The following is a 24,081-nucleotide window of genomic DNA, read 5'->3' on the forward strand; positions in this document are numbered from 1 at the left end:
TGGGGCCCTTCTTCGTATGCGGGGTCGGTCAGGCGCCGACGTACGTCGCCAGGTGCTCGCCCGTGAGGGTGGAACGGGACTCGACGAGGTCCGCCGGGGTGCCCTCGAAGATGACGAGGCCGCCGTCGTGGCCCGCGCCCGGGCCCAGGTCGATGATCCAGTCCGCGTGCGCCATGACCGCCTGGTGGTGCTCGATGACGATCACCGACTTGCCCGCGTCGACCAGCCGGTCGAGCAGGCCCAGCAGCTGCTCCACGTCCGCGAGGTGCAGGCCGGTGGTCGGCTCGTCGAGGATGTAGATCCCGCCCTTGTCCCCCATGTGCGTCGCCAGCTTCAACCGCTGGCGCTCGCCGCCCGACAGCGTCGTGAGCGGCTGCCCGAGGCTGAGATAGCCCAGGCCGACGTCCGCGAGCCGGTCCAGGACGCGGTGCGCCGCCGGCGTGTGCGCCTCGCCCGAGCCGAAGAACTCCTCCGCCTCGGTCACCGACATCGCGAGCACCTCGCTGATGTCACGGCCGCCGAGCCGGTACTCCAGTACCGAGGCCTGGAAACGCTTCCCCTCGCAGTCCTCGCACGTCGTCGCCACGCCCGCCATCATCGCCAGGTCCGTGTAGATGACCCCGGCGCCGTTGCAGGTCGGGCAGGCGCCCTCCGAGTTCGCGCTGAACAGCGCCGGCTTCACACCGTTGACCTTGGCGAACGCCTTCCGGATCGGCTCCAGCAGACCCGTGTACGTCGCCGGGTTGCTCCGCCGCGACCCGCGGATCGGGCTCTGGTCGATCGACACCACACCCTCGCCGGCCGCGTCCGCCTGCCGCGGCAGCGACCCGTGCAGCAGCGAGCTCTTCCCCGAGCCCGCCACACCCGTCACCACCGTCAGCACCCCGAGCGGAATGTCCACGTCCACGTTCCGCAGGTTGTTCGCCGACGCCCCGCGGATCTCCAGTGCCCCCGTGGGCTTCCGTACCGACTCCTTGACCGCCGCCCGGTCGTCCAGGTGCCGCCCCGTGATGGTGCCGCTCTCCCGCAGCCCCTCCAGGGATCCCTCGAAGCAGACCGTGCCACCCGCCGTACCCGCGCCCGGCCCCAGGTCGACCACGTGGTCGGCGATCGCGATCGCCTCCGGCTTGTGCTCGACGACCAGCACGGTGTTGCCCTTGTCGCGCAGGCGCAGCAGCAGGTCGTTCATCCGCTGGATGTCGTGCGGGTGCAGACCGATCGTCGGCTCGTCGAAGACGTACGTCACATCGGTGAGCGAGGAGCCGAGGTGCCGGATCATCTTCACGCGCTGCGCCTCGCCGCCCGACAGGGTGCCCGCCGGCCGGTCCAGCGCGAGATAGCCGAGGCCGATCTCCACGAACGAGTCGAGGGTCTGCTGCAGCGCCTCCAGCAGCGGCGCCACCGACGGCTCCTTCAGCCCCCGCACCCACTCCGCCAGGTCCCGGATCTCCATCGCACAGGCGTCGGCGATGGAGACCCGCTTGATCTTCGACGACCGGGCCCCCTGGCTGAGCCGCGTGCCGTCGCACTCCGGACACGTGGTGAAGGTGACCGCCCGCTCCACGAACGCCCTGATGTGCGGCTGCATCGCCTCCTTGTCCTTCGACAGGAACGATTTCTGGATCTTGGGGATCAGCCCCTCGTAGGTGAGGTTGACCCCGTTCACCTTCACCTTCGTCGGCTCGCGGTAGAGGAAGTCCTGCATCTCCTTCTTCGTGAACCGGCGGATCGGCTTGTTCGGGTCCAGGAACCCCGACTCGGCGTAGATCCCCACCGTCCAGACGTTGTCCGACTTCCAGCCGGGGATCGTGAACGCGCCCTCGGCGATCGACTTGGAGTCGTCGTACAACTGCGTGAGGTCGATGTCCGACACCGAGCCCCGGCCCTCGCAGCGCGTGCACATGCCGCCGGTCCGCTCGAACGTCGCCTTCTCGGCCTTCGTCTTCGCCCCGCGCTGCACGGTGATCGCACCACTCGCGCGCACCGAGGCGGTGTTGAAGGAGTACGCGCTCGGGGGGCCGATGTGCGGCTTCCCGAGCCGGCTGAAGAGGATGCGGAGCATCGCGTTGGCGTCGGTGGCCGTACCCACGGTCGAGCGCGGGTCGGCGCCCATCCGCTGCTGGTCGACGATGATCGCCGTCGTCAGCCCTTCGAGGACGTCCACCTCCGGCCGCGCCAGCGTCGGCATGAAGCCCTGCACGAAGCTGCTGTACGTCTCGTTGATCAGCCGCTGCGACTCGGCGGCGATCGTGTTGAAGACCAGCGAACTCTTGCCCGAGCCGGAGACCCCGGTGAACACCGTCAGCCGGCGCTTGGGCAGCTCGATGCTGACGTCCTTCAGGTTGTTCTCGCGCGCTCCGTGCACGCGGATCAGATCGTGACTGTCGGCGAAGTGCGGCGCAGGCGACTGCGGATCCGTCCTCGTGGCCTTGCTCATCGTGTCTCCTCCGTGGGGTGGGGGCCGCGCGAACGGTCTCCGGTCGGCGTCGTCGCCGGGGTGGGGTGGGGTGGGGTGGGGTGGGGGTGGGCGGCGGTACGGGTGGGGCGGGGTGGGATGGGCGGGGCGGGGCGGGGTGGGCGGGGCGGGGCGGGGTGGGGCCCGTGGGAGCCACGCTAAGCGGGGGAGGGCGGGCTGCGCTTCTCAAATCCTGATCGTCGCCGTCGGGCGGGGCACGGAGGGGGCGGCGGTGACGGGGAATCCGGGGTTTTCACCGCTTCGAGGGACGTGCGCGGGAAGAGACGTTCCGCCCGATCATGCGAACTGTGATCGTCGGAATACTTTCCGTCACGCCCGGATGGGCGCTCTCATCACTTGGAGGAAGCGTGCGGAAGTTGGCGACGGTGGCGGTGGCGGTGGGGTTGTTCGTCGGGGGGATGGGGACGGCGGTGGCGGACGGATGGCACAAGATCCCCGACCTGCACTCTTCCGGCGTCCTTTTCGACGAAGGCCTGTACACGTGGCAGCCCAAGGGGCACGACCACGGCGGACTCCGCTTCAAGGGCACTCTTCACGACACCGATCACGGCGACGGCCACAACGTCTACCTGGACACGAAGGTGGAAGGCTACGGCTGGAAGCGTTTCAAGGGCGTCCAGAAGCGCGCCGTCTCCCTGAACAAGGTGATCTACGACGGTGCCGTCCAGAGGACCCGCGATGCGCGGCTTCGTGCGTGTCGTGACCGGGGGTCGCTCCGCCCGGACAACTGCTCGCACGAGGTCCATTACGTGCGGCAGAGCCGCTAGTTCGACGGTCGCGGAGGCCGCCGACGCGCGGCCTCCGCGCTAAGGAGATCGCATCAGATGGACGCCATTCTCCGCGCCGAGGGCGTGGACCTCTTCTACGGAGCGCACCAAGCCGTCACGGGTGCTGACTTCGCCCTACAAGCCGGGGAAGTGGCCGCTGTGATGGGCAGCAGCGGTTCGGGGAAGTCCTCGCTCCTCTACTGCCTGGCAGGAGTGCTCGCCCCGACCCACGGCAGCGTTTCCTTCGACGGAGTCGCCTTCTCGACACTCGACGACGACGCGCTGAGCACGCTGCGGCGGGAGCGCTTCGGTTTCGTCTTCCAGTACGGAGAACTGCTTCCCGAGCTGACGGCCGAGGAGAACGCCGCCCTTCCCCTGCGGCTCGCAGGCCAGCGCAAGGCTCCGGCACACGCGGCGGCCGGCGAGGTGCTGGGGCGGCTCGGCATGACCGAGCTGTTGCAGCGCCGTACCTCGCAGCTCTCCGGTGGCCAGAGCCAGCGCGTGGCGGTGGCGCGAGCGCTGGTCCACCGGCCGGCGGTGGTCTTCGCCGACGAGCCGACGGGCGCGCTGGACAGCGCCAACGCCGCCGCCGTACTGGACGAGTTCCTGCGGCTGGCCCGCGATCAAGGGACGGCCGTCGTCATCGTCACGCATGACGCGTCCGTGGCTTCACACGCCGACTCCCAATACACGATGGCCGACGGGGTGCTGACGCGCGAGGGAGCGGCATGAACCCGTTCCTCCTGGGACTGCGTCTGCTCGGGGGCGGCGGGCGCAAAGGGCGCGCGCGCTTCGTCCTCATGACCGTCGGCTGTGCACTGGGGGTGGCATGCCTGGCCGCCGTCCTCACGATTCCGGCCATCCTCGACGCGCAGGACGCTCGAACCGCCACCAGAGAGCCGCAGTCGGCGGATTTGGACGACCGAAGCCCGAACTCCGGCCTTGTCTTCCTCACCCACGAGGACGCGTACGGAGCGCAGCGTCTCCGCCGGGTCTTTCTTGCCGGGCCGGTCACGAACTCCGCACCGGTTCCGCCAGGAGTGAGCCGACTGCCCGGTGCCGGGGAGGTGATCGTGTCGCCGAGGCTTCGGGCCACTCTGACCGATCACCCGAGTCTGGCAGGGCTTTTGCCGGGCAGGGTGACCGGAACCATCGGGCCGGAAGGGCTGACCAGTCCGGACGAGCTGTACGCCTACATCGGCATCACCCCTGACCGGCTGCAGGAAGCCGCCCCACTGCATCACTTCGGCAGCCGGTACCCCGAATTCAACGTGGTGGAGGAATCAACGCTCGACATCCTGCGCTTCACGCTCGCCTGTGTGGTCCTGCTGCCCCTCGCCGTATTCCTCTCCGTCTGTGCACGGCTTTCCGCCGAGTCCCGTGCGCGGAGACTGGCCTCTCTGCGTCTCGTGGGGCTGAGCATCAAGGGCACGCTCCGGGTCAATGCCGCGGAGACCGTCGCAGCGGCCTTCCTCGGGGCACTCATGGGAGTCGGCGGCTACTTCGTCGTCAACGAGGCCATGGCTCGCATCGGGCTGCCGGGCCTCCACTGGTATCCCGCCGACGGATACCCGACCCTTTCCACCCTCGCCGTCTGCCTGATCGCCTGCCCCGCCCTCGCCTGGTTCGTCGGACGGCACCACGCGCGCGAGGCCGCGCTCACCCCGCTCAACGTCCGCCGCAGTGCGGTGCGCAAGTCACCCAACAAGTACGGGACTCTGCTTCTCGTTCCAGGCCTTGGGGTCATCGGCGGGTACTGCGTCCTCAGCATGCTCGGCAGGGACCCGTCCGGGGGATCCGCAAGCTCGCTTCTCGTACCCGGCGCCGTTCTTCTGACCGGAGCGGGCCTGGTCTTCGGGCTGGCGCCGGTGACCTCGTGGCTGGCCCGCCGTCTCGCGCGTACCGCGCGTTCGCTTCCCTTGACACTCGCGATGCGCCGGATGGAAGTCGAACCGGGGAGTTCCTTGCGGGTCGTCACCGGACTCGTTCTGCTCGTCTACGCGACGTCGCTGACCCAAGGCGTACTCGTCGAACTCAGCCAGGTGAACCGCAACAACGATCCCGTACAGGCCTACCGGCTCACATTGGAGGAGCTGACCGCCCCACAACGGGAGAAGATGACCCGAGTGCGCGATGTGCGGGCGCACGCGATCGTCATGAGCTCGGAAAACTCGGACGACGACTCCTTCCGCCCTTCCATCACCGCGGCGATCGCGACCTGTGAGCAGTACGCCACCTTCACCAAATCGGTGAGGGGATGCGTCGACGGCCGGATCACCGAGCTGAACCACGCCAACCTCACGGACGAGCAGAACACCAAAGCGCAGATTCCCTACCCGTTCCCCTTGGACAATGGCGGGACGCTCTCCATCAACCTCCCGCAGCAACCGGCCACGGTGGAGAACTTCGCATTGCCCGGTGTCGCACCGGACGTACTCGTGCCTCCCTCACATCTCCCCGGGGGAGCCCTCCCTGCGGAGGGTGAGCTGACCCTGCTGAGCGAATCCGACCCGGACACCGTCCGCAACGTCCTCGACAGCATCGGAGCCATCGCCCCGACTGTTGACGTCCGTCCCCTCGGCATCAACATCGAGGCCCTCCAGCAACTCACCGTCATCCGCAGCCTCCTCGCCTCCGGCATGGTCCTCGGTCTCGTCATCAGCGTCGCCGCCTTCGTCGTCTCCGTCGCCGATCGGGCCATGGAGCGGCGCAGTCAGGTCGCCGCCCTCGTGCTGCTCGGGGCGCGGGCCGGGACGTTGAGGGTGGTGCAGTGTGTGCAGGTGGTCGTGCCGTTGGGGGTCGGGTTGGGGGCCGCCGTCGTCACCGGGTGGCTGGCCGAGTCGAGTTATCTGATCACCGGGGGTGGGGCCGTGCACTGGGACTGGAGTGGGTTGCCGTTGTTGCTGGGGTGCACGCTCGGGGTGTTGGTCGCCGGTGGGGTCGCGTCGGTGCCGTTGGTGCGGCGGCATGTCGATCCGGAGCACATCCGGCGCGACTGAACCGATGAGTTTCGCTCACGGGTTCGGTCAGAATCCTCGCAAGAGCGAGTTCGCCCCCCGAGAGGTGCCGTACCCATGTCCCAGCCCCAGCCCGTCAAGGGCCCCGCCAGCTACTTCCCCTCCATCGAGAAGAAGTACGGCCGTCCGATCGAGGAGTGGAAGGACCTGATCCGCACCTCCCCGCTGACCAAGCACATGGAGCTCGTCACCTGGCTCAAGACCGAGCACGGCCTAGGCCACGGCCATGCCAACGCCCTGGTCGCCCACACCCTCGCCGAATGACACCGCCCGCACCGCCCGCCCGTCCCGACTGGACCGCGCACACGGTCGTACGGGACGACGGGGTACGGCTCGCCTGCCGTGAGTCGGGCCCGCGCGAGGGGGCCCGGGGGCGGGACGTCGTCCTGTTGCACGGGCTCGCCGGGCATGCCGGCGAGTGGGACGTCCTCGCCCGGCTCCTGCACGCCGACGGGCACCGGATCGTCGCCTTCGACCAGCGGGGGCACGGCGCCGGCGAGCGGTATCCGCAGGACGTCTCCCGGGCCGCGTACGTCGCCGACACCCTCGCCGTACTCGACCACCTCGCCCTCCACCGTCCCGTCCTCGTCGGCCAGTCGCTCGGCGGCCACACCGCCCTGCTCACCGCCGCCGCCCGCCCCGGCCGGCTGGGCGGTCTCGTCCTGGTCGAAGCCGGGCCCGGCGGGCCGGACCCGCAGGTCGCCGACGGGATTGGCCGCTGGCTCGCTTCCTGGCCGCTGCCCTTCCCCTCCCGGGAGGCGGCCGTGCGCTTCCTCGGCGGCGGCCCCGTCGGCGAGGGATGGGCCGACGGACTCGAGGAGCGGGAGGGCGAAGGGCCCGGTCTGTGGCCGAGGTTCGACCCCGGGGTGATGGTGCGCTCGCTCGCCGACAACGCCGCCCGCTCCTTCTGGGACGAATGGCGGGCCGTCGACTGCCCCACCCTCGCCGTCGTCGCCGAGAAGGGCATCATCCGGGCCGACGACCTCGACACCATGGTGCGCCTGCGGCCCGACACCCGCGCCGCGAGCGTCCCCGGCACCGGCCACGACCTCCACCTCGAAAGGCCGGACGCCCTCCACGCCCTGATCGCGGACTTCCTCGGCCCTTGCCTTGGAGCGCACTCCAATTCGTAAGGTGCGCCCATGCGTTATCGAATACTCGGCGGGACCGGGATCGACGTCAGCACGTACTGCCTCGGCACCATGATGTTCGGCGCCGTCGGCAACCCCGACCACGACGACTGCGTACGGATCGTCCACGCCGCCCTCGACCAGGGCATCACCTTCGTGGACACCGCCGACATGTACTCCGCCGGCGAGTCCGAGGAGATCGTCGGCAAGGCGCTCCGCGAACCCCGGCTGCGGGACGGCGTCGTCCTCGCGACGAAGGTGCACTTCCCGATGGGCGAGGGGCGCGGGCGGAGCGGGAACTCCCGCCGCTGGATCACCCGGGCCGTCGAGGAGAGCCTGCGGCGGCTCGGCACGGAGTGGATCGACCTCTACCAGGTCCACCGGCCCGACCACCGCACGGACACCGAGGAGACCCTCGGCGTCCTCGGCGACCTCGTCACCCAGGGCAAGATCCGGGCGTTCGGCTGCTCCACCTTCCCCGCCGAGGAGATCGCCGAGGCGCACCACGTCGCCGAGCGGCGCGGGCTGCGCCGCTTCCGCACCGAGCAGCCGCCGTACTCCCTGCTCGCGCGCGGTGTGGAGGCGTCGGTGCTGCCGGTGGCGCAGCGGTACGGGATGGGCGTGCTGACCTGGGCTCCGCTGGCGTCCGGCTTCCTCTCCGGCCGGTACCGCAAGGGCCGGCCGGTCGACATGACCAGCGGGCGGGCCGCGCTCACCCCGCACCGCTTCGACCCGGCGGCCCCCGGGAACGACGCCAAGCTGGACGCGGTGGAGCGGCTGGTCGCCCTCGCGGACGAGATCGGCTGCTCGCTGCCCGAACTGGCCGTCGCCTTCCCGGCCGCGCACCCGGCCGTCACCTCCGTGATCATCGGCCCCCGGACGATGGACCAGCTGGAGGGCCTGCTCAAGGGCGCCCCCCTCGTCCTGGACGACGAGGTCCTGGACCGTGTCGACGCGATCGTGCCGCCCGGGACGAACCTCTACCAGCCGGACGGGGTCTGGCGCCCGCCCGCCCTGACGGACGCCTCGCTGCGGCGCCTGCCCGTGCGGGACCGCGCCGCCGGGGAGTGAGGTCGCCCCGGCCGGCCCGTGCCGGACGGTTCCCCGCGGCCCCACGCCGGCCGGCGGCCCCCGCCGACTCCCTGGCGCCTGACGTGCGTTGTCAGACCCTTCCTCCATGCTTGTCCGTATGGGGAGCACCGAGCAGGGCCGGCGACGGATCGACGCGGCGGAGCGCCGTGCCCGGCTGGCCGTACGACACCGGCTGGCGGGCACGGCGAAGGCGCGGACCGTCGAGGAGGTGGCCGCCTCGCTGGTCGCCCTGCACGCGACGGACCCGGCCACCGTCTTCCTGGCCGTCGGCGCCCGTCTGAGGGACGAATCGAATGAGAGGGACGGAACGGAAGGGGCGGGGGGCGAGGTGGGCGGCCGGGGCGCACCGTCCGACCCAGCGCCCGGGAGCCCCGACAGGGCCGACCGCCCCGAAGAGACCCGAGGTCCCGAAGAGGCCCGAGGGACCGAACAGGCCCGCGATCCCGGCGAAACCGGGCCCGTCGCACGGTTGGAGCGGGCCCTGTACGAGGACCGGTCGCTGACCCGCATGCACGGGATGCGGCACACGATCTTCGTCTTCCCCACCTCCCTCGTCCCGGCCGTGCACGCCTCCACCACCCGCGATGTCGCCATCCGCGAGCGTGCCTCGCTCCTCGCGCACCTCGCGGCGGGCAGCTCCTACGACGCGGACTGGCTCGCCGAGACCGAGCGGCTGGTCCTCGCCGAGCTGGCGGCGCGCGGCGAGGCCACCGGCGCCGAACTGGGGACCGCCGTCCCGCGCTTGCGGGTGCAGTACGTCTACGGAGTCGGCACCCGGGGGGAGGGCCCGCAGCCGCTCTCCAGCCGGCTGCTCCGCGTCCTCGGCATGGAGGGCAGGATCGCCCGGGGCCGCCCCCAGGGCGCCTGGACCTCCAGCCGCTTCCGCTGGTCCCTCGCACCCGACCTGCCCGACCCTTCCGACGCCGACGCCCACGCCGCGCTCGTACGGGAGTGGCTGGCGGCCTACGGCCCGGCGACCGAGGCCGACCTGAAGTGGTGGACCGGCTGGAGGGTCACCGATGTCCGCAAGGCCCTCGCGGCGGTCGGCGCGCAGACCGTGGAGCTGGCCGAGGGCACCGGGTACGTACTGCGTGACGACACCGGTCCGGCAGCGGCACCGGAGCCCTGGGCCGCGCTGCTGCCCGCGCTCGACCCGACGGCGATGGGCTGGCAGCTCCGCGACTGGTTCCTGGACCCCGCGCACCGCCCGGCCCTCTTCGACCGCAGCGGGAACATCGGTCCGACGGTCTGGTGGGACGGCCGGATCGTCGGCGGCTGGGCCCAGCGGCCCGACGGCGAGGTCGCCTGGCGGCTGCTCGACGACATCGGCGAGGAGGCCCGTACGGCCGTCGCGGCCGAAGCGGCCCGCCTCACCGCCTGGGTCGGTCCCGTACGCGTGACCCCCCGCTTCCGTACGCCCCTGGAGCGGGAGTTGGCGGCCCCGGGCCCCTGACCGTCGACCAGGGCACGCGCGTCTCAGTGGCCGTCGCGGTCCAGGCCCTTCACCCCCAGCTCCGCCAGGCCGTCCAGGACCAGGTCCACGCCGACCGCCGCGAGCAGCAGGCCGAGGAGGCGGCCGAGGAGTTCGATCGTGGCGTGGTGGGTGCGGCGCAGGACGCGGGCCAGCACCAGCACGCAGACGAGGTCGAGCGCGATGACGCAGACGTACGCGCCGACGACCGTCGAGCGCCAGCTCCAGGAGTCGCGGGCCGCCGCCTCGATCAGTACCGCCGTCATCGCCAGCGGACTCACGACGTACGGCATGAGCAGCGCCCGCACCCCGCTGATCAGGTCGGGTGCGTCCTGGTCGGGGCCGTCGGAGCCGAGGTGCAGGCCGAGGACGAGGCCCACCGCGTACAGGAAGAAGATGGCCCCGCCCGCGAGCTGGAGGGCGGGGGTGCTGATGTGGAAGAGGTCGAGCAGCCACGGCGCGGTGATGCCGGTCAGCAGCCCGACGAGGACGGCGGCGCCGGACGCGATCAGGGCGATCGTCCGGACCTGGCGGGTCGGGTGGAGCTGGGCCAGACCGGCGAAGGCCAGCAGCACCTTCGGAGGGCCGACGACCGAGAAGAAGGTGATGAAGGCGGCGGAGAAGCTGAGAGCGTTCACCCCCGGAATCATGGGTTCCTGCGAGTGGAATCCCGGGAAAATCCGGATCGGCTTCCGCGCGGTGTCGAGAATCGGGACCCCGCTCCGACGTCCCCTGTGAAAGGCATACAGCCGAGGAAGACGACGTAAGGAGCACGTCATGAAGTACCTCGTCATGGTGCAGGGCTCGCAGGCGGACTACGACGCCATGAACGGCAAGCCCTCCCCCGACAGCCCGGCGTGGAACGAGCAGGACCTGAGGGCGATGTTCGCCTACATGAACTCGATCAACGACGACCTCTCCGAATCCGGCGAGATGGTCGACGCGCAGGGCCTGGTCGAGCCCGCGAAGACCCGGTTCGTCACCGCCGACCAGGACGGCCGGCCGGTGGTCACGGACGGCCCGTACCCGGAGACGAAGGAGCTGCTCGCCGGGTACTGGGTGCTCGACTGCGAGAGCCTGGAGAGGGTCACCGAGATCGCGGCCCGCGTGGCGCAGTGCCCGGTGCCGGCCGGGTCGAAGGACTACCCGGTGGTGATCCGGCAGATCGACGAGAGCGGCGGAGGCGACGTCTGATCGTGGAGGAGACCCGCATCGAGGACCTGCTGCGCCGCAACGCGCCGCAGGTCCTCGGCGCGCTCGTGCGGCGGTACGGACACTTCGACGCCGCCGAGGACGCCGCGCAGGAGGCCCTGCTGGCCGCGGCACGCCAGTGGCCGGAGACGGGGACGCCCGACAATCCGCGCGGCTGGCTGATCCGGGTGGCCGCGCGGCGGCTGACCGACCAGCTGCGGGCGGACGAGGCACGGGCCAGGCGCGAGGAGACGGCGGTACGTCTGGAGCCGCGCGAGGCCCGGGCGGCGCCGTCCGACGACGACACGCTGACGCTCCTCTTCCTCTGCTGCGACCCGGTGCTCACACCTGCCGCCCGGGTCGCGCTGACGCTGCGCGCGGTGGGGGGTCTCACCACCGCGGAGATCGCCCGGGCCCATCTCGTACCGGAGGCGACGATCGCGCAGCGGATCAGCCGGGCGAAGCGGAAGCTGAAGGACCGGCCCTTCACACCGGGCGCGTGGCGAGACGACGACCGGCACGGTGACGAGCACGAGGACCCGCAGGGTGACCGGCTCCCGGCCGTCCTGCACGTTCTGTACCTGATCTTCAACGAGGGGTACACCGCCACGTCGGGCCCGGCCCTCCACCGCGCCGATCTGGCGGCGGAGGCGATCCGGCTGACCCGGGAGGTCCGCCGGCTGCTGCCCCGGGAGGGCGCGGTGAGCGGTCTGCTGGCGCTGATGCTGCTGACGGAGGCGCGCAGCCCGGCCCGTACGGGACCGGACGGGGAGCTGATCCCCCTCGACGAGCAGGACCGGACGCGCTGGGACGCGGCGGCGATCGCCGAGGGGACGGCCCTGGTCGAGGAGGCCCTCACGGAGGGCCCGCCCGGCCCCTACCAGCTCCAGGCGGCCGTCGCGGCCCTCCACGACGAGGCGGCCCGCCCCCAGGACACGGACTGGCCGCAGATCCTCGCCCTCTACGACGTGCTCGTCGCCGACTCCCCGGACCCGATGGCGGAACTCGGCCGTACGGTCGCGGTCGCCATGGTCCACGGCCCCGAGGCCGGGCTGCGCGACCTGGCCGTCCTGGAGCCCCGGCTGCGGGGCCACCACCGCCTCGAGGCGGTCCGCGCGCACCTCCTGGAACGCGCGGGAGACCCCGAGGCCGCCCGCGCCGCCTACACGGCGGCGGCCCGCCTGACCCTCAGCGTCCCGGAACGCCACTACCTGCGGACGAAGGCGGCCCGCCTCGCCCAGGGAGAGTGAGCGGGGCGGGCCGCCTTCGGCCAGGACCTCCGTCGGTCGTGATGCCCGACCGAACGCCACCTTCTAACGGCCGGCCACCTCCCTCGACCGGCCGCGAAGCCCGATCCATCCGAAGCCCGACCGATCACGAAGCCCGACCGATCACGACCGTCAGTCGGTCGCGAGCCCCTTCAGGCGCTTGGCGATCCTCGCGAGGCGAGTGCCCTGGTAGCGGGCGGCCTGGAGGACGTTCTCCTCCGGGGCGCCGCTGCCGCCGGGGTGCGCGGTGCCGTAGGGGTTGCCGCCGGCGGCGTAGACCGCCGGGTCGGTGTAGCCGGGCGAGACGATGACCGAGCCCCAGTGGTGGAAGGAGTTGTAGAGCGCGAGCAGCGTCGATTCGTTGCCCCCGTGCACGTTGTGGGCGCTGGTGAAGCCGGTGGCCGCCTTGTCGGCCATCACGCCCCGCTGCCACAGCCCGCCGCTGGTGTCGATGAACTGCTTCAGCTGCGCGGCGACGTTCCCGAACCGGGTCGGCGACCCGAGCGCGTACGCGTCCGCCCACTCCAGGTCGTCGAGCGTGGCGACCTCCACGTCACCGGTCGCGTCGACATGGGAGCGCCAGGCCGGGTTGGCGTCGATGGCGGCGTCCGGGGCGAGTTCGGGCACGCGCCGCAGACGGACCTCCGCGCCGGCCTTCTCGGCGCCTTCGGCGACGGCCTGGGCGAGCGCGTGGACGTTGCCCGTGGCCGAGTAGTAGATGACAGCAACCTTGACGGACATGGCGAGCCCTCGATCCCTCGACGCAATCCCTTAAGCGGATTCTTTTCCGCTTCACACCACGAGGTTAAGCGGATAGCCATCCACTTCGCAAGCGGAAGCCTGGGGGAACCGGATAGGGCTCCCGTTATGCTCGTGACACAGGCGGAACGAGGGGGCACGGGACGAAGGGCAGGCGGACCACGATGAGCGCGAAGACACCCCGGCGGGCGCCGCGAGGCACCCGGCCGGAACCCCAGGGGACACCGCGGGACACCCCGCGGGGCACGACGGTGGACGCGCCCGTGGACGCCCCGGCGCGGGGCGCGGCTCCGGCCGAGGGGAGCGGCCCGGCCGCCCTCGCCCTCACCCGGCCCGCCCCGTCGGCGCTCACCCTCCTGCCCACCGCCGACCGGCCTGCTCCCGAGCGCGCCGACGCCGCACGCAACCGGCGCAAGATCCTGGACGCGGCCGCCCGGATCGTCGCCGAGGTCGGGCCCGAGGCCGTCACCATGAACCAGGTCGCCCACGCCAGCGGGATCGGCGTCGGCACGGTCTACCGCCGCTTCGGCGACGTGGCCCAGCTCCTCTGGGCGCTCCTGGACGACCGGGAACGGCAGTTCCAGGAGGCGTACATGAGCGGCCCGGCGCCGCTCGGTCCCGGGGCCCCGGCCGCCGAGCGGCTGGCCGCGTTCCTGGACGCGCTCGTCGACCGGGTCATCGAGCAGCGCGAACTCCTCCTCGCCGCCCAGGCCGCCGCCCCCAGCGCCCGCTACACCAGCGGCGCGTACCTGGCGATGCACACGCACGTCGCCGTCCTGGTCTCCCAGGTCCGGCCGGACGCGAACGGCGCGCTCCTCGCGCATCTCCTGCTGGCACCGTTCTCGCCGAGCCTGATGCACCACCTCTCGGTCGAACGGCACCTCACCGCCGCCGAACTCAAGGCGGGCATCGCGGACGTGCTCGGCCTGCGCCCGTAGGTCGCGTCCGGAGCCCCGCCTGGCCCGCGACGCCTGGCCCGCCCTAGGGACGCCCCGGGGATGCCCCGAAGGCCGGCAAGGGCCACCTCGGCGGCGACGCCACCCGGGCCCGGATCCTGGCGGCGCTGGAGCGTTTCGCGGACGGGTGAAGGGTTTGTCCACAGCCCGCGCGCCGGGCAGCCCGTCGCGCGATCATCGGAGTATGAGAACCCAGATCCGTCTCGCCCAGCAGGCCCAGGCCGACGAGCTCCTCGGCCGCTCCCCGCTCGCCGCGCTCGTGGGCATGCTGCTGGACCAGCAGGTGCCCATGGAGTGGGCGTTCTCCGGTCCGTACACCATCGCGCGGCGCCTCGGCCGGGAGGACCTCGACGCCGGGGAGATCGCCGCGTACGACCCGGAGGCGTTCGCCGCGCTCCTCTCCGACAAACCGGCCGTGCACCGCTACCCCGGGTCGATGGCGCAGCGGATCCAGCAGTTGTGCCGGTTCCTGGTGGACGAGTACGGCGGTGAGGCCGAGGCGGTCTGGTCGGACGCGGCCACCGGCAAGGAGCTGCTGGAGCGGCTGAAGGCGCTGCCCGGTTTCGGGGTCCAGAAGGCGCAGATCTTCCTCGCCCTGCTCGGCAAGCAGTACGGGGTGCGTCCGGGGGGCTGGCGGGAGGCCGCGGGCTCCTACGGCGACGAGGGCGCGTACCGGTCGGCCGCCGACATCACCGGGCCGGAGTCGCTCGCGAAGGTGCGTGCCTTCAAGCAGGAGGCGAAGGCCGCCGCGAAGGCCGAGAAAGCGGCGAAAGCCGCGAAACCTACGGGGAATTGATGATTCCGGATGTCAATCCTGCTAAAAGTGACAGGAATTGCGACCAAGCTGTTCACAGGGACCGCCAGAGATCGCTAACTTCCCCTCATCCTCGTTCGCACCCGGGAAGGACCTCTGTGAACGCATCCCATCGCAGAGCCGCGGCCACTCTGGCCGCAGCCGCACTCGCGACCCCGCTCCTGCTGGCCGCCGCTTCCCCCGCCACCGCCACCGCCGACCCGGGGGCCGCACCCGCACGGGACGCCGCGAAGCTGGCGAAGAAGCTCGTCCGCGAGACGTCCGCCGCGGGCGCCTACAAGCACCTGCAGAAGTTCCAGGCCATAGCCGACTCGACCGGCGGCCACCGCGCCGCCGGCTCGCTCGGACACGACGCCTCCGCGGCGTACGTGTACCAGCAGCTCAAGAAGGCCGGCTACAACGTCTCGTACCAGAAGTTCGACTTCGTCTACACCGAGACGCTGGCCGAGAAGGCGTCCGTCGTCTCGCCCGCCCCGCGCGAGCTCGACATCAAGGCGATGACGTACACCAAGTCGACGCCGGTCGGCGGGATCAAGGCCGCCCTGGCCGCCGTCCCGGTCGACGCCGACGGCACCACCGGGTGCGAGCCGGGCGACTTCGCCGCCGGCGCGTTCACCGGCAAGGTGGCGCTGATCCAGCGCGGCGGCTGCGCCTTCGCCGTCAAGCAGGAGAACGCGGCGGCCGCGGGCGCGGCCGGCGCGATCATCTACAACAACGCGGACGGCGTGCTCTCCGGCACCCTCGGCGAGCCGGCGGCCGGCAAGATCCCGACCGGCGGCATCACCCAGGCGGAAGGCGCCAAGCTCGCCGCCGACCTGGCCAAGGGCCCGGTCACCGTCTCCTTCGAGATCCGCCAGCTCCAGGAGAACCGCACGACGAACAACGTCATCGCGGAGACCAAGCGCGGCAACGCGGCCAACACCGTGATGCTGGGCGCGCACCTCGACTCGGTGACCGCGGGCCCGGGCATCAACGACAACGGCTCCGGCTCCGCCGGCCTGCTCCAGGCGGCCCTGGAACTCGCCGAGTCGAAGGACAAGGTCCGCAACAAGGTCCGCTTCGCCTGGTGGTCGGCGGAGGAGAACGGGCTGCTCGGCTCCGAGCACTACGTCGCGAAGATGAGCGAGCTGGACAAGAAGGAAGTCAAGCTCTACCTCAACTTCGACATGATCGCCTCGCCGAACTACGGCCTCTTCGTCTACGACGGCGACAACTCCGACGGCGTGGGCTCGGGCGCCGGCCCGGCGGGCTCCGCGCAGCTCGAGCGCGACATCAACGACTTCCTGGACAAGCAGGGCAAGCCGCACGAGGGTACGGACTTCACGGGCCGCTCGGACTACGGCCCGTTCATCGAGGTCGGCATCCCGTCCGGCGGCACCTTCACCGGCGCCGAGGGCATCAAGACGGCGGCGCAGGCGGCGAAGTTCGGCGGGACGGCGGGTGTCGCGTACGACGTGAACTACCACGCCGCCGGCGACGACCTGTCGAACATCAACATGACGGCCTTCGACGTCAACATCGACGTCATCGCCAACGCCGTGGGCACCTACGCCCACGACATCAGCTCCCTGCGCAAGCCGGTCGTCTCCACCCCGACGGACGGCGACGCGGGCAGCGGCGGAGGCCTGCACGACGGCCACGACCACGAGGTCACCGAGTAGCCCTCGGGCGCACTCGGTCCGGGGCCAGGCCCCGCACGACCCCGGCGGCCCGGCACGCGATCCCCGCGCGCCGGGCCGCAGTCGTCCCGTCCGCCCCCCGGCGCTAGCGGCGTCGACGGCGGGTGGTGCCGAAGAGGGAGCGGGTGATCTCGCGGCCCAGCTGGGTGCCGACCGAGCGGGCGAGGGAGGTGAAGACGCCGCTGCCGACCACCTGCTCCACGACCGACGGGTCCTCGCGCGGCGCGGCCGGACGCCCCGGCTCCTTCTCCTTCGCCGCCTCTCCCTGCGCCGGCGTCTCCGCGGCAGGCGCCGTCTCCGCCGCCGTCAGCCGCTCGTACGCCGACTCCCGGTCCACCGCCTCCGCGTACCGCCCGTACAGCGCCGACCCCCGCACCGCCGCCTCCAGGGCGGCCGCCTCCACCGGACCCATCAGCGACTCCGGCGCCCGCAGCCGCGTCGCCGCCACGGGCGTCGGGGCGCCCGTCTCGCTCAGGACCGTGATCACTGCCTCGCCCGTCCCCAGGCTCGTCAGGACCTCTTCCAGGTCGTACCCCGACTTCGGGAAGGTCCGCACCGTCGCCTTCAGCGCCTTCGCGTCGTCCGGCGTGAACGCCCGCAGCGCGTGCTGCACCCGGTTGCCCAGCTGCCCCAGCACGTCCCCCGGCACGTCCTTCGGCGTCTGCGTCACGAAGAAGATCCCGACCCCCTTCGACCGGATCAGCCGCACCGTCTGCGTGATCGACTCCAGGAACGCCTGCGACGCCCCGTCGAAGAGCAGATGGGCCTCGTCGAAGAAGAAGACCAGCTTCGGCTTCTCCAGGTCCCCGACCTCCGGCAGGTCGTGGAAGAGGTCCGCCAGCATCCACATCAGGAACGTCGAGAACAGCCGCGGCTTGTCCCGCACCGCCGGCAGCTCCAGGACCGACACCACCCCGCGCCCGTCCTCCGCCGTCCGCAGGAACTCACCCGTGTCGAACTCCGGCTCACCGAAGAACCCGCCCGCCCCTTCCTGCTCGAACGCCGTGAGCGCCCGCAGGATCACCCCGGCCGTCGCCGTCGAGAGACCGCCGATCCCCTTCAGCTCCGCCTTCCCCGTGTCCGACACCAGGAAGGCCACCACCGCCCGCAGGTCCTTCAGGTCGACCAGCTCGAGCCCCTTGGAGTCCGCGTAGTGGAAGATCAGGCCGAGCGACTGCTCCTGCGTCCGGTTCAGCTGCAGCACCTTCGCCAGCAGCACCGGCCCGAAGCTGGTCACCGTCGCCCGCACCGGAATGCCGGGGCCGCTCCCGCCGAGCCCGTAGAACTCGCAGGGGAACCCCTTCGCCTCCCACGCCTGCCCCACCTGTGCCGCCCGCTCCCGGACCCGCGCGCCGTCCTCCCCGGGCGCGGAGACGCCGGAGACGTCGCCCTTGATGTCGGCGAGGAAGACCGGCACACCGTGCGCCGAGAGCTGCTCGGCGATGAGCTGGAGGGTCTTCGTCTTGCCCGTGCCGGTCGCTCCGGCGACCAGGCCGTGGCGGTTGAGCATGGCCAGCGGGACCCGGACCGGCACGTCCGGGTGACACGCGCCGTCCCACAGCAGCGCCCCCAATTCGAGTGCCGCCCCGCCGAAGGCGTATCCCGCCGCGATCTCCGCGACCTGCGGACTCTCCCCGTTCAGAGGCTGTTCACGCACGCTCATGGAGGACCCCGTTCCGGGCTTTACGACGGTTTGCGGCGGTTCGCCCCAGCATCCCACCGCGCCCTCGTGGCTGCGCCGGGAGCCGCTCGCCCGGTAGGCTTTCCGTGTGATCTTCAAGCGCATCGGTAACGGGCGGCCGTATCCCGACCACGGCCGGGAAAGCACCCGGCAGTGGGCGGACGTGGCGCCGCGCCCGGTCCGCCTCGATCAGCTGGTGACCACCAAGGGCCAGCTGGACCTGGAGACGCTGCTCGCCGAGGACTCCACCTTCTACGGCGACCTCTTCGCGCACGTCGTGAAGTGGCGGGGCGATCTCTACCTGGAGGACGGCCTGCACCGCGCGGTCCGCGCCGCGCTCCAGCAGCGGCAGGTGCTGCACGCCCGTGTGCTGGAAATGGACTAGGGCCTTTCGTCCGGATCGAGCCCAGGCGCTCGGCCTCGTCACTGACCCTTTCGGGGCCACTTCCACCCATCCGGACGCGATCACATGATCATCCAGTAGGCATCCCCGACGAGCGGCATTACGCTGCGCTCATGAGCATGCTCACTCCCCCCGGTATGGGCGGAAAGTACCGCATCACGGGGGACACCTACCCGCGCATGCGCCGCCCCAGCCGCCGGCGCAGGATCGTCATCGCGTCCGCCACCGCAGTGGTCGTGCTCGGCGCCGCCGGATGGGGCACCCTGCAGCTCGTCCAGGTCTTCTCGGGCGACGGCACGAAGACGACGGCCGCCCGTGGCGCGGGCCTCGACTGCAAGCCGGCCCCGAAGCCCACCGCCGCCGCCGTCGCGGCCTTCCCCAAACCCGCCCAGATCACCGTCAACGTCTACAACGCGACCCCGCGCGGCGGCCTCGCGAAGTCGACGGCCGACGAGCTGAAGAAGCGCGGCTTCACCATCGGCAAGGTCGGCAACGCGCCCGTCGCTTACGACAAGAAGGTCCCCGGCGCCGCGATCCTGCTGGCCGCCCCCGGGGCCACCAAGGGCGCCTTCCCCGTGCTGGGCACCCAGCTGAAGACCGCCACCACCAAGACGGACGCCCGCGCCACGGCGGACGTGGACCTGATCCTGGGGACCGCCTTCAAGGCCCTGGACCCGAAAACGGCGGCGGACGCGGCCCTGGTCGCTCTGAACAAGCCCAAGCCCGCGCCCGCCGGTAAGTGCTGAGACGGCACGAGGCACCGCCGACGGCCGCCCCCCGAGGCTCACACCCCCGGCCGGTCCGGCCGGGGACGGCACCGGCAGCGGCCGGTACCAGCCTCGGCCGGGACTAGTCGGCCGTGCCGTACATGCGGTCGCCCGCGTCGCCCAGACCCGGGACGATGTAGCCGTTCTCGTTGAGACGCTCGTCGACCGAGGCCGTCACCACCGTCACCGGGGTGCCCGCGAGCTCGCGCTCCATGATCGCGACGCCCTCGGGGGCGGCGAGCAGCACCACGGCGGTCACATCGTCCGCACCGCGCTTGATCAGCTCCCGGATCGCCGCCACGAGCGTGCCGCCGGTCGCCAGCATCGGGTCCAGGACGTACACCTGGCGGCCCGAGAGGTCCTCCGGCATCCGCGTCGCGTAGGTCGACGCCTCCAGCGTCTCCTCATTGCGGATCATGCCCAGGAAACCCACCTCGGCGGTCGGCAGCAGCCGCACCATGCCGTCCAGCATGCCCAGACCGGCGCGCAGGATCGGCACCACCAGCGGACGCGGGTACGACAGCTTCACACCGGTCGTCGGCGTGACGGGGGTCTCGATGTCGACCTGCTCGGTGCGCACGTCCCGCGTGGCCTCGTAGGCGAGCAGGGTGACCAGCTCGTCCGCCAGACGGCGGAAGGTCGGGGAATCCGTGCGCTTGTCGCGCAGAGTGGTGAGCTTGTGGGCGACCAGCGGGTGATCGACGACGTGGAGACGCATGGTCACCACAGTAACCGGGACTGGCATCAACCCATGCCGTGGAGGGAAGGTGGGGGTGCACGGAAACCCAGTCGCGGGGTGGTGTGGCCCATGCCGAACACGAAGGACACGAAGGACCCGAAGAAGACGAAGGACACGCACGACGAGCCGCCGGAGACCGACGCCGAGCGCCGTCGGCGCCGCGCCCAGTTCCTGCGCGAACTGCACGAGGCGAAGGCGCTGCGCGACCGCGTCCAGCCCCGGCGCGCGCGGGCGGCCAGGATGCGCCAGGCGATGCGCATGCGGACCTTCCGCTGGTGACCCGGGCGGCGGTCGGAGGCTCGCGGGGCGCGGTCGTGCGCCGTCCGCGCGCCGGGGCCGTACGCCCGTCCGTTCGCCGTCTCGATCAGACTGATGCACGACGCAAGAGCCGAAGACCTCTCCTGAAGCCGCCGTTTCTGCCACGATGCCGATTGGGCGGGGCACCAGGAGCGCACCGCCGGATCGTCACACCTCTGATCAGTGGGAGAGTCACGGTGTACTTCGCCGCACTGCTCGCGCGCACCGAAGACGGGTGGGAAGCGAGCGACACAGAGATCGACGATGTGGAGACCCTGTCGGATCTGACCGAACTGGCCCGTGAGGCGGCGGTCGACGACGACACGGTCATCGTCTTCATCGAACAGGAGGACGCCTGGTTCGGCCTCCTCCGGGTCGAGGGCGAGGACGACCCTCGCATCTACGTGTCGGACGGAGCGGCCGCCGCCCGCTCCTCGTACGGGGAGATCCTCACCAGGGAACTCCTCGGCGACGACCTGGACGACGCCGACGACCTGGACGCGCTGGACCTCGACGGCACGGAGGACGGCGAGCCCCTCGACCGGGAGGACGAGGAGGACCCGGACGCGGCGCCGGACGTCGCCGCCGACGCCGTGCCGGCCGCCCCGGTCGGCGACCGGCAGATCCTGGCCGACCTCGGCCTGTCGGAGAAGGAACTGCTGGCGCTCGACACCGAGGCGCTGGCCGACATCGCGGACGCGCTCGGCGCCGCGGAGGTGCTGGAGACCGTTCGCTTGTGACCCCCGCAGGACCCGGGCCCGCCCCGGAGCACGACCCCGTACGGGACCCCTGGCGGGATGCCATGCGCATGGCTCTCGCGGAGGCCGATCGGGCCGCGCCGGCCGGTGACGTACCGGTCGGCGCGCTCGTGCTGTCCGCCGACGGCGAGCTCCTCTCCACCGGCCACAACGAACGCGAGGCGACCGGCGACCCGACCGCCCACGCCGAGGTCCTGGCGCTGCGCCGGGCCGCGGCGAGGACCGGCGCCTGGCGACTGACCGGCTGCACGCTCGTCGTCACCCTGGAGCCCTGCGTGATGTGCGCGGGGGCGCTCGTGCAGTCCCGGGTGGAGCGCGTCGTGTTCGGCGCGTACGACGAGAAGGCGGGCGCGGCCGGCTCGCTCTGGGACCTGGTGCGCGACCGCCGGCTGAACCACCGCCCCGAGGTGATCGCCGGCGTCCTCGGCGAGGAGTGCGCCCAGCAGCTCACGGCCTTCTTCCGCACCCTCTGAGCCGCGTTCCGGGACGCCTTCCGAGACGCCTTCTGAAACGCCGTCCGCTCCCCGCCCCGGGCCCTCCCGACACCTCCGTGACCTGCGGGGGGATACGGATTTCATCGCAGGGGCACCTTTGGGCTAAGCTCTCTCTCGGTAGCGTGTCCGAGCGGCCGAAGGAGCTCGCCTCGAAAGCGAGTGTGGCGCAAGTCACCGAGGGTTCAAATCCCTCCGCTACCGCTGGTAGACGAAGGGCCCGGTCCGATGGACCGGGCCCTTCGTAGTACTCCGTCTCAGTTTCCGTCTCAGTTACGCACTGGGGATGGAGGATTCACCACGTCGCGCTGCCTCTGGTTTGGCCACTGCTTCGGTCGCCGCCTGAACGAAAGCACCGTGCAGACTCCCCATGCTGCCCAGGCGCTCCCATTCGGCCCTAGCCTGTTCGGACGTTTCGTCATCCTGTCGAATGAACGCCTTCCTCCACCTCGACAGGCAGGCGAAGCCCTCGTGCACGCGTTCCCATAGTTCCGTGGCCGGACCCCGAACGTCCTCAGGCCCAAGCATCTTGATGAGCACGTAAGCGCTAGTGACTGCGTTTGCTGGTGCTCCAACATCGACCGGATTCGGATTAGCGTCACTCCTGAGCCAATCCAGCATGCTGCTCATCTGCGTGGCGGCTGTTGCGTACTCGTCGTATGCGACAAGAAACTGCCTGTAAGCCTGGACGCGCTGCTCTCGCAGCCAGTGCTCATGTTCGTTGAGAGCCTGTTCTCGCACCTGCTTCTCCGTCGCCCTTGCCGCCGTTTCCGCCCCGATGCGCGCTCCACGCGTAGCCGCCATGCCCCCGATGGCAGCACCACCCATTGCCCCCAGGAGCCCGACTCCAGCAGTCACGAGCGCCACTATCTCCGCATCCATGGCTGCAGAATGCCGCGAGTGACCGGCAGCCCGCAGGAAGTTGAGAGGCAAGCGTGAGGCGCCCAGCCGCGGGCGCCTCACGTTCTGTTCAGTCGGTCCGCACAGAGGTCCCCCCGAGCGCGCCGTTTTCGTCGCCCGGCCCCTCTGCGCCCGATTGCCAGATGAGCCCGTCGACCTGCCGGGCGATGTTGGTGCGGACCGTATCCACCATGTGCTGGTATCGCGCGGCCATGGATGTGGACGACCAGCCCATGAGCCCCATCACGGCACGCTCAGACACTCCGAGGATGAGCAGGACCGTGGCCGCCGTATGTCGCGCGTCATGCAGCCGACCGTCCCGCACCTTGGCGTCGCTTAGAAGTTCCTTCCAGCCGTCGTAGTCCGTTCGAGGCGAAGTGCCCCGACCGGCCTCCGTCGCGAATAGCCAGCCCTCCTCCGTCCACCTGTCACCGGCCGTCGCCCGCTCGACGTCCTGCCGCTTCCGGTGCGTCCGAAGCAGGTCCACAAGCTGTGGAGGGAGCCCGACCGCCCGGCGCCCGGCACGGGACTTGGTGTCGGCCGTCTCCGGGTTGGTGCGCTTCCGCTCCGGGCAATACCCGGCCTTCCGGCCACAGGTGTCGCCGCACCCGTGGGCGTAGCGCGGGCGCCGACGGCTGCGACGCACCATCAGGACACCGCCGTCCAGATCCACATCGGTCCACTTGAGCCCGAGTGCCTCGCCCTGCCGAAGCCCGAGCGAGAGGGCCACGGCCCACCGTGCCGAGTTCCTGCGCTTGTCGGCGGCCCGCAGCAAGCTGCGGACCTCTTCGACGCTGTACGGCTCGATCTCGTCTTCCCGCACGCGTGGGGCCTTGGCGAGACGTACGGGGTTCTGTCCGAGGTGTCCACGTCGTACCGCCTCGTTGAGCGCGGTCCGGAACGTGCGGTGTGCCTGGTGCGCGGTGGCGGGCTTGCTGCCCTTGGCCTGCATCGCGGCGTAGAAGGTCTCGATGTGCTCGGGCTTGAGCCGGTCAAGGCGGTGGGCACCGAGTCCGGGGATCAGGTGCTTCCGTACAGCGGCGCCGTATCCCACCATCGTGTTCTCGTTCACGCTGAGCGGGGCGATGTTCTCGATCCAATGCGTCAGCCATGTGTTGACCGTCCACGCCTTGCCCGGCTTCTTCACGGTCTTGGCATCGCGCTGCCGCTCCAGCTCGCGTACGGCTTCGGTCACTTCGGCCCGGGTCTTCCGCTCGACGTGCCGGCGGTCCGGCTTGCCGTCGTCCCGGATGCCGACCGTCACTCGGCCGTGCCACTTCCCGTCCTTGCCGAGATAGATCGAGGACCGGCCGTTGGGCTGCCGAGTGCGCTTCTTGTCCTCCGCCACTGGCGGACTCCTTCAGGTTGGGTTGGGTGGAAAGACCGGAGCGCCCTCCCTGGTGGGATGGCGCTCCGGTGTGAGGC

Annotated in this window: 24 protein-coding genes and 1 tRNA gene; 18 read left to right on the forward strand and 7 right to left on the reverse strand. The window is 71.2% G+C overall.

Annotation, left to right across the window (positions count from 1 at the left end):
* Positions 1-28: 28 nt before the first annotated feature.
* Positions 29-2,437 (reverse strand): ATP-binding cassette domain-containing protein, encoded by a 2,409-nt coding sequence (locus ACZ6RC_RS18920; RefSeq protein WP_469584523.1) that lies wholly within the window; start codon positions 2,435-2,437, stop codon positions 29-31.
* A 326-nt stretch (positions 2,438-2,763) separates the two neighbouring features.
* Between ACZ6RC_RS18920 and ACZ6RC_RS18925 the strand changes: the two genes are divergently transcribed.
* From ACZ6RC_RS18925 to ACZ6RC_RS18955, 7 genes are all read left to right on the forward strand, one after another.
* The gene (locus ACZ6RC_RS18925) at positions 2,764-3,243 is read left to right on the forward strand and encodes a hypothetical protein (protein ID WP_469584524.1); all 480 of its coding nucleotides are present in this window, start codon (positions 2,764-2,766) and stop codon (positions 3,241-3,243) included.
* A gap of 57 nt (positions 3,244-3,300) precedes the next feature.
* The gene (locus ACZ6RC_RS18930; RefSeq protein WP_469584526.1) at positions 3,301-3,975 is read left to right on the forward strand and encodes an ABC transporter ATP-binding protein; all 675 of its coding nucleotides are present in this window, start codon (positions 3,301-3,303) and stop codon (positions 3,973-3,975) included.
* Positions 3,972-6,242 carry an ABC transporter permease family protein gene (locus ACZ6RC_RS18935; RefSeq protein ID WP_469584528.1) on the forward strand — a complete coding sequence of 757 codons (2,271 nt, stop codon included), beginning with the start codon at positions 3,972-3,974 and terminating at the stop codon, positions 6,240-6,242. The genes ACZ6RC_RS18930 and ACZ6RC_RS18935 overlap by 4 nt, the downstream gene beginning before the upstream one ends.
* A 75-nt stretch (positions 6,243-6,317) precedes the next feature.
* Positions 6,318-6,524, forward strand: a complete 207-nt coding sequence (locus ACZ6RC_RS18940) for a DUF4287 domain-containing protein (RefSeq protein ID WP_391139772.1) — start codon at positions 6,318-6,320, stop codon at positions 6,522-6,524.
* A complete protein-coding gene (locus ACZ6RC_RS18945) occupies positions 6,521-7,393 on the forward strand; it encodes an alpha/beta fold hydrolase (RefSeq protein ID WP_469584532.1) in 873 nt (290 codons plus the stop codon). Before ACZ6RC_RS18940 ends, ACZ6RC_RS18945 begins: the two co-directional genes overlap by 4 nt.
* Positions 7,394-7,402: 9 nt before the next feature.
* The gene (locus tag ACZ6RC_RS18950) at positions 7,403-8,461 is read left to right on the forward strand and encodes an aldo/keto reductase (protein ID WP_469584535.1); all 1,059 of its coding nucleotides are present in this window, start codon (positions 7,403-7,405) and stop codon (positions 8,459-8,461) included.
* A 118-nt stretch (positions 8,462-8,579) separates the two neighbouring features.
* A complete protein-coding gene (locus ACZ6RC_RS18955) occupies positions 8,580-9,935 on the forward strand; it encodes a winged helix DNA-binding domain-containing protein (protein WP_469584538.1) in 1,356 nt (451 codons plus the stop codon).
* Between the two features lie 23 nt (positions 9,936-9,958).
* Here the strand turns inward: ACZ6RC_RS18955 and ACZ6RC_RS18960 are convergent, their stop codons facing one another.
* Positions 9,959-10,591: a MarC family protein gene (locus ACZ6RC_RS18960; RefSeq protein ID WP_391139776.1), complete on the reverse strand. Its 633-nt coding sequence runs from the start codon at positions 10,589-10,591 to the stop codon at positions 9,959-9,961.
* A 139-nt stretch (positions 10,592-10,730) separates the two neighbouring features.
* Between ACZ6RC_RS18960 and ACZ6RC_RS18965 the strand changes: the two genes are divergently transcribed.
* Together ACZ6RC_RS18965 and ACZ6RC_RS18970 are read left to right on the forward strand one after the other, a co-directional pair.
* The gene (locus tag ACZ6RC_RS18965) at positions 10,731-11,147 is read left to right on the forward strand and encodes a YciI family protein (protein WP_391139777.1); all 417 of its coding nucleotides are present in this window, start codon (positions 10,731-10,733) and stop codon (positions 11,145-11,147) included.
* Between the two features lie 2 nt (positions 11,148-11,149).
* A complete protein-coding gene (locus ACZ6RC_RS18970; RefSeq protein WP_469584544.1) occupies positions 11,150-12,394 on the forward strand; it encodes an RNA polymerase sigma factor in 1,245 nt (414 codons plus the stop codon).
* A 150-nt stretch (positions 12,395-12,544) separates the two neighbouring features.
* Here ACZ6RC_RS18970 and wrbA read toward each other — a convergent pair whose 3' ends face one another.
* A complete protein-coding gene (gene wrbA, locus ACZ6RC_RS18975; protein ID WP_391139781.1) occupies positions 12,545-13,153 on the reverse strand; it encodes an NAD(P)H:quinone oxidoreductase in 609 nt (202 codons plus the stop codon).
* Positions 13,154-13,422: 269 nt separating this feature from the next.
* Here wrbA and ACZ6RC_RS18980 point away from each other — a divergent pair, with 269 nt between their 5' ends.
* From ACZ6RC_RS18980 to ACZ6RC_RS18990, 3 genes are all read left to right on the forward strand, one after another.
* Entirely contained in the window at positions 13,423-14,109 is a 687-nt protein-coding gene (locus tag ACZ6RC_RS18980) for a TetR/AcrR family transcriptional regulator (RefSeq protein ID WP_453616258.1), read from the forward strand.
* Positions 14,110-14,311: 202 nt separating this feature from the next.
* Entirely contained in the window at positions 14,312-14,923 is a 612-nt protein-coding gene (locus tag ACZ6RC_RS18985; RefSeq protein ID WP_469584549.1) for an HhH-GPD-type base excision DNA repair protein, read from the forward strand.
* A 116-nt stretch (positions 14,924-15,039) separates the two neighbouring features.
* Positions 15,040-16,602, forward strand: coding sequence for a M28 family metallopeptidase (locus ACZ6RC_RS18990; RefSeq protein ID WP_469584552.1), 1,563 nt, complete (start codon positions 15,040-15,042; stop codon positions 16,600-16,602).
* A gap of 103 nt (positions 16,603-16,705) precedes the next feature.
* On the opposite strand, the gene ACZ6RC_RS18995 is transcribed toward ACZ6RC_RS18990, so the two are convergent.
* A complete protein-coding gene (locus ACZ6RC_RS18995; RefSeq protein ID WP_469584555.1) occupies positions 16,706-18,283 on the reverse strand; it encodes a helicase HerA-like domain-containing protein in 1,578 nt (525 codons plus the stop codon).
* 106 nt (positions 18,284-18,389) lie between these two features.
* Here ACZ6RC_RS18995 and ACZ6RC_RS19000 point away from each other — a divergent pair, with 106 nt between their 5' ends.
* Positions 18,390-18,686 (forward strand): type II toxin-antitoxin system VapB family antitoxin, encoded by a 297-nt coding sequence (locus ACZ6RC_RS19000; protein ID WP_009067182.1) that lies wholly within the window; start codon positions 18,390-18,392, stop codon positions 18,684-18,686.
* A gap of 131 nt (positions 18,687-18,817) precedes the next feature.
* Positions 18,818-19,450, forward strand: a complete 633-nt coding sequence (locus ACZ6RC_RS19005) for a LytR C-terminal domain-containing protein (RefSeq protein WP_469584558.1) — start codon at positions 18,818-18,820, stop codon at positions 19,448-19,450.
* A 103-nt stretch (positions 19,451-19,553) separates the two neighbouring features.
* Here the strand turns inward: ACZ6RC_RS19005 and upp are convergent, their stop codons facing one another.
* Positions 19,554-20,189 carry a uracil phosphoribosyltransferase gene (gene upp / locus ACZ6RC_RS19010; protein WP_391139790.1) on the reverse strand — a complete coding sequence of 212 codons (636 nt, stop codon included), beginning with the start codon at positions 20,187-20,189 and terminating at the stop codon, positions 19,554-19,556.
* A gap of 90 nt (positions 20,190-20,279) precedes the next feature.
* On the opposite strand from upp, the gene ACZ6RC_RS19015 reads away from it, so the two are divergent.
* From ACZ6RC_RS19015 to ACZ6RC_RS19030, 4 genes are all read left to right on the forward strand, one after another.
* Entirely contained in the window at positions 20,280-20,489 is a 210-nt protein-coding gene (locus tag ACZ6RC_RS19015) for a hypothetical protein (protein ID WP_453616246.1), read from the forward strand.
* 215 nt (positions 20,490-20,704) lie between these two features.
* Positions 20,705-21,247 (forward strand): tRNA adenosine deaminase-associated protein, encoded by a 543-nt coding sequence (locus ACZ6RC_RS19020; protein ID WP_469584562.1) that lies wholly within the window; start codon positions 20,705-20,707, stop codon positions 21,245-21,247.
* A gap of 62 nt (positions 21,248-21,309) precedes the next feature.
* Positions 21,310-21,738 (forward strand): tRNA adenosine(34) deaminase TadA, encoded by a 429-nt coding sequence (tadA, locus tag ACZ6RC_RS19025; RefSeq protein ID WP_469585702.1) that lies wholly within the window; start codon positions 21,310-21,312, stop codon positions 21,736-21,738.
* A 137-nt stretch (positions 21,739-21,875) separates the two neighbouring features.
* Positions 21,876-21,960 (forward strand) — tRNA-Ser (locus ACZ6RC_RS19030).
* 69 nt (positions 21,961-22,029) lie between these two features.
* Here ACZ6RC_RS19030 and ACZ6RC_RS19035 read toward each other — a convergent pair.
* A complete protein-coding gene (locus tag ACZ6RC_RS19035; protein WP_469584565.1) occupies positions 22,030-22,638 on the reverse strand; it encodes a hypothetical protein in 609 nt (202 codons plus the stop codon).
* Positions 22,639-22,726: 88 nt separating this feature from the next.
* Entirely contained in the window at positions 22,727-24,004 is a 1,278-nt protein-coding gene (locus tag ACZ6RC_RS19040) for a tyrosine-type recombinase/integrase (protein ID WP_469584568.1), read from the reverse strand.
* Between the last annotated feature and the right edge of the window lie 77 nt (positions 24,005-24,081).

It is taken from the genome of Streptomyces sp. NPDC048353 (assembly GCF_055587165.1).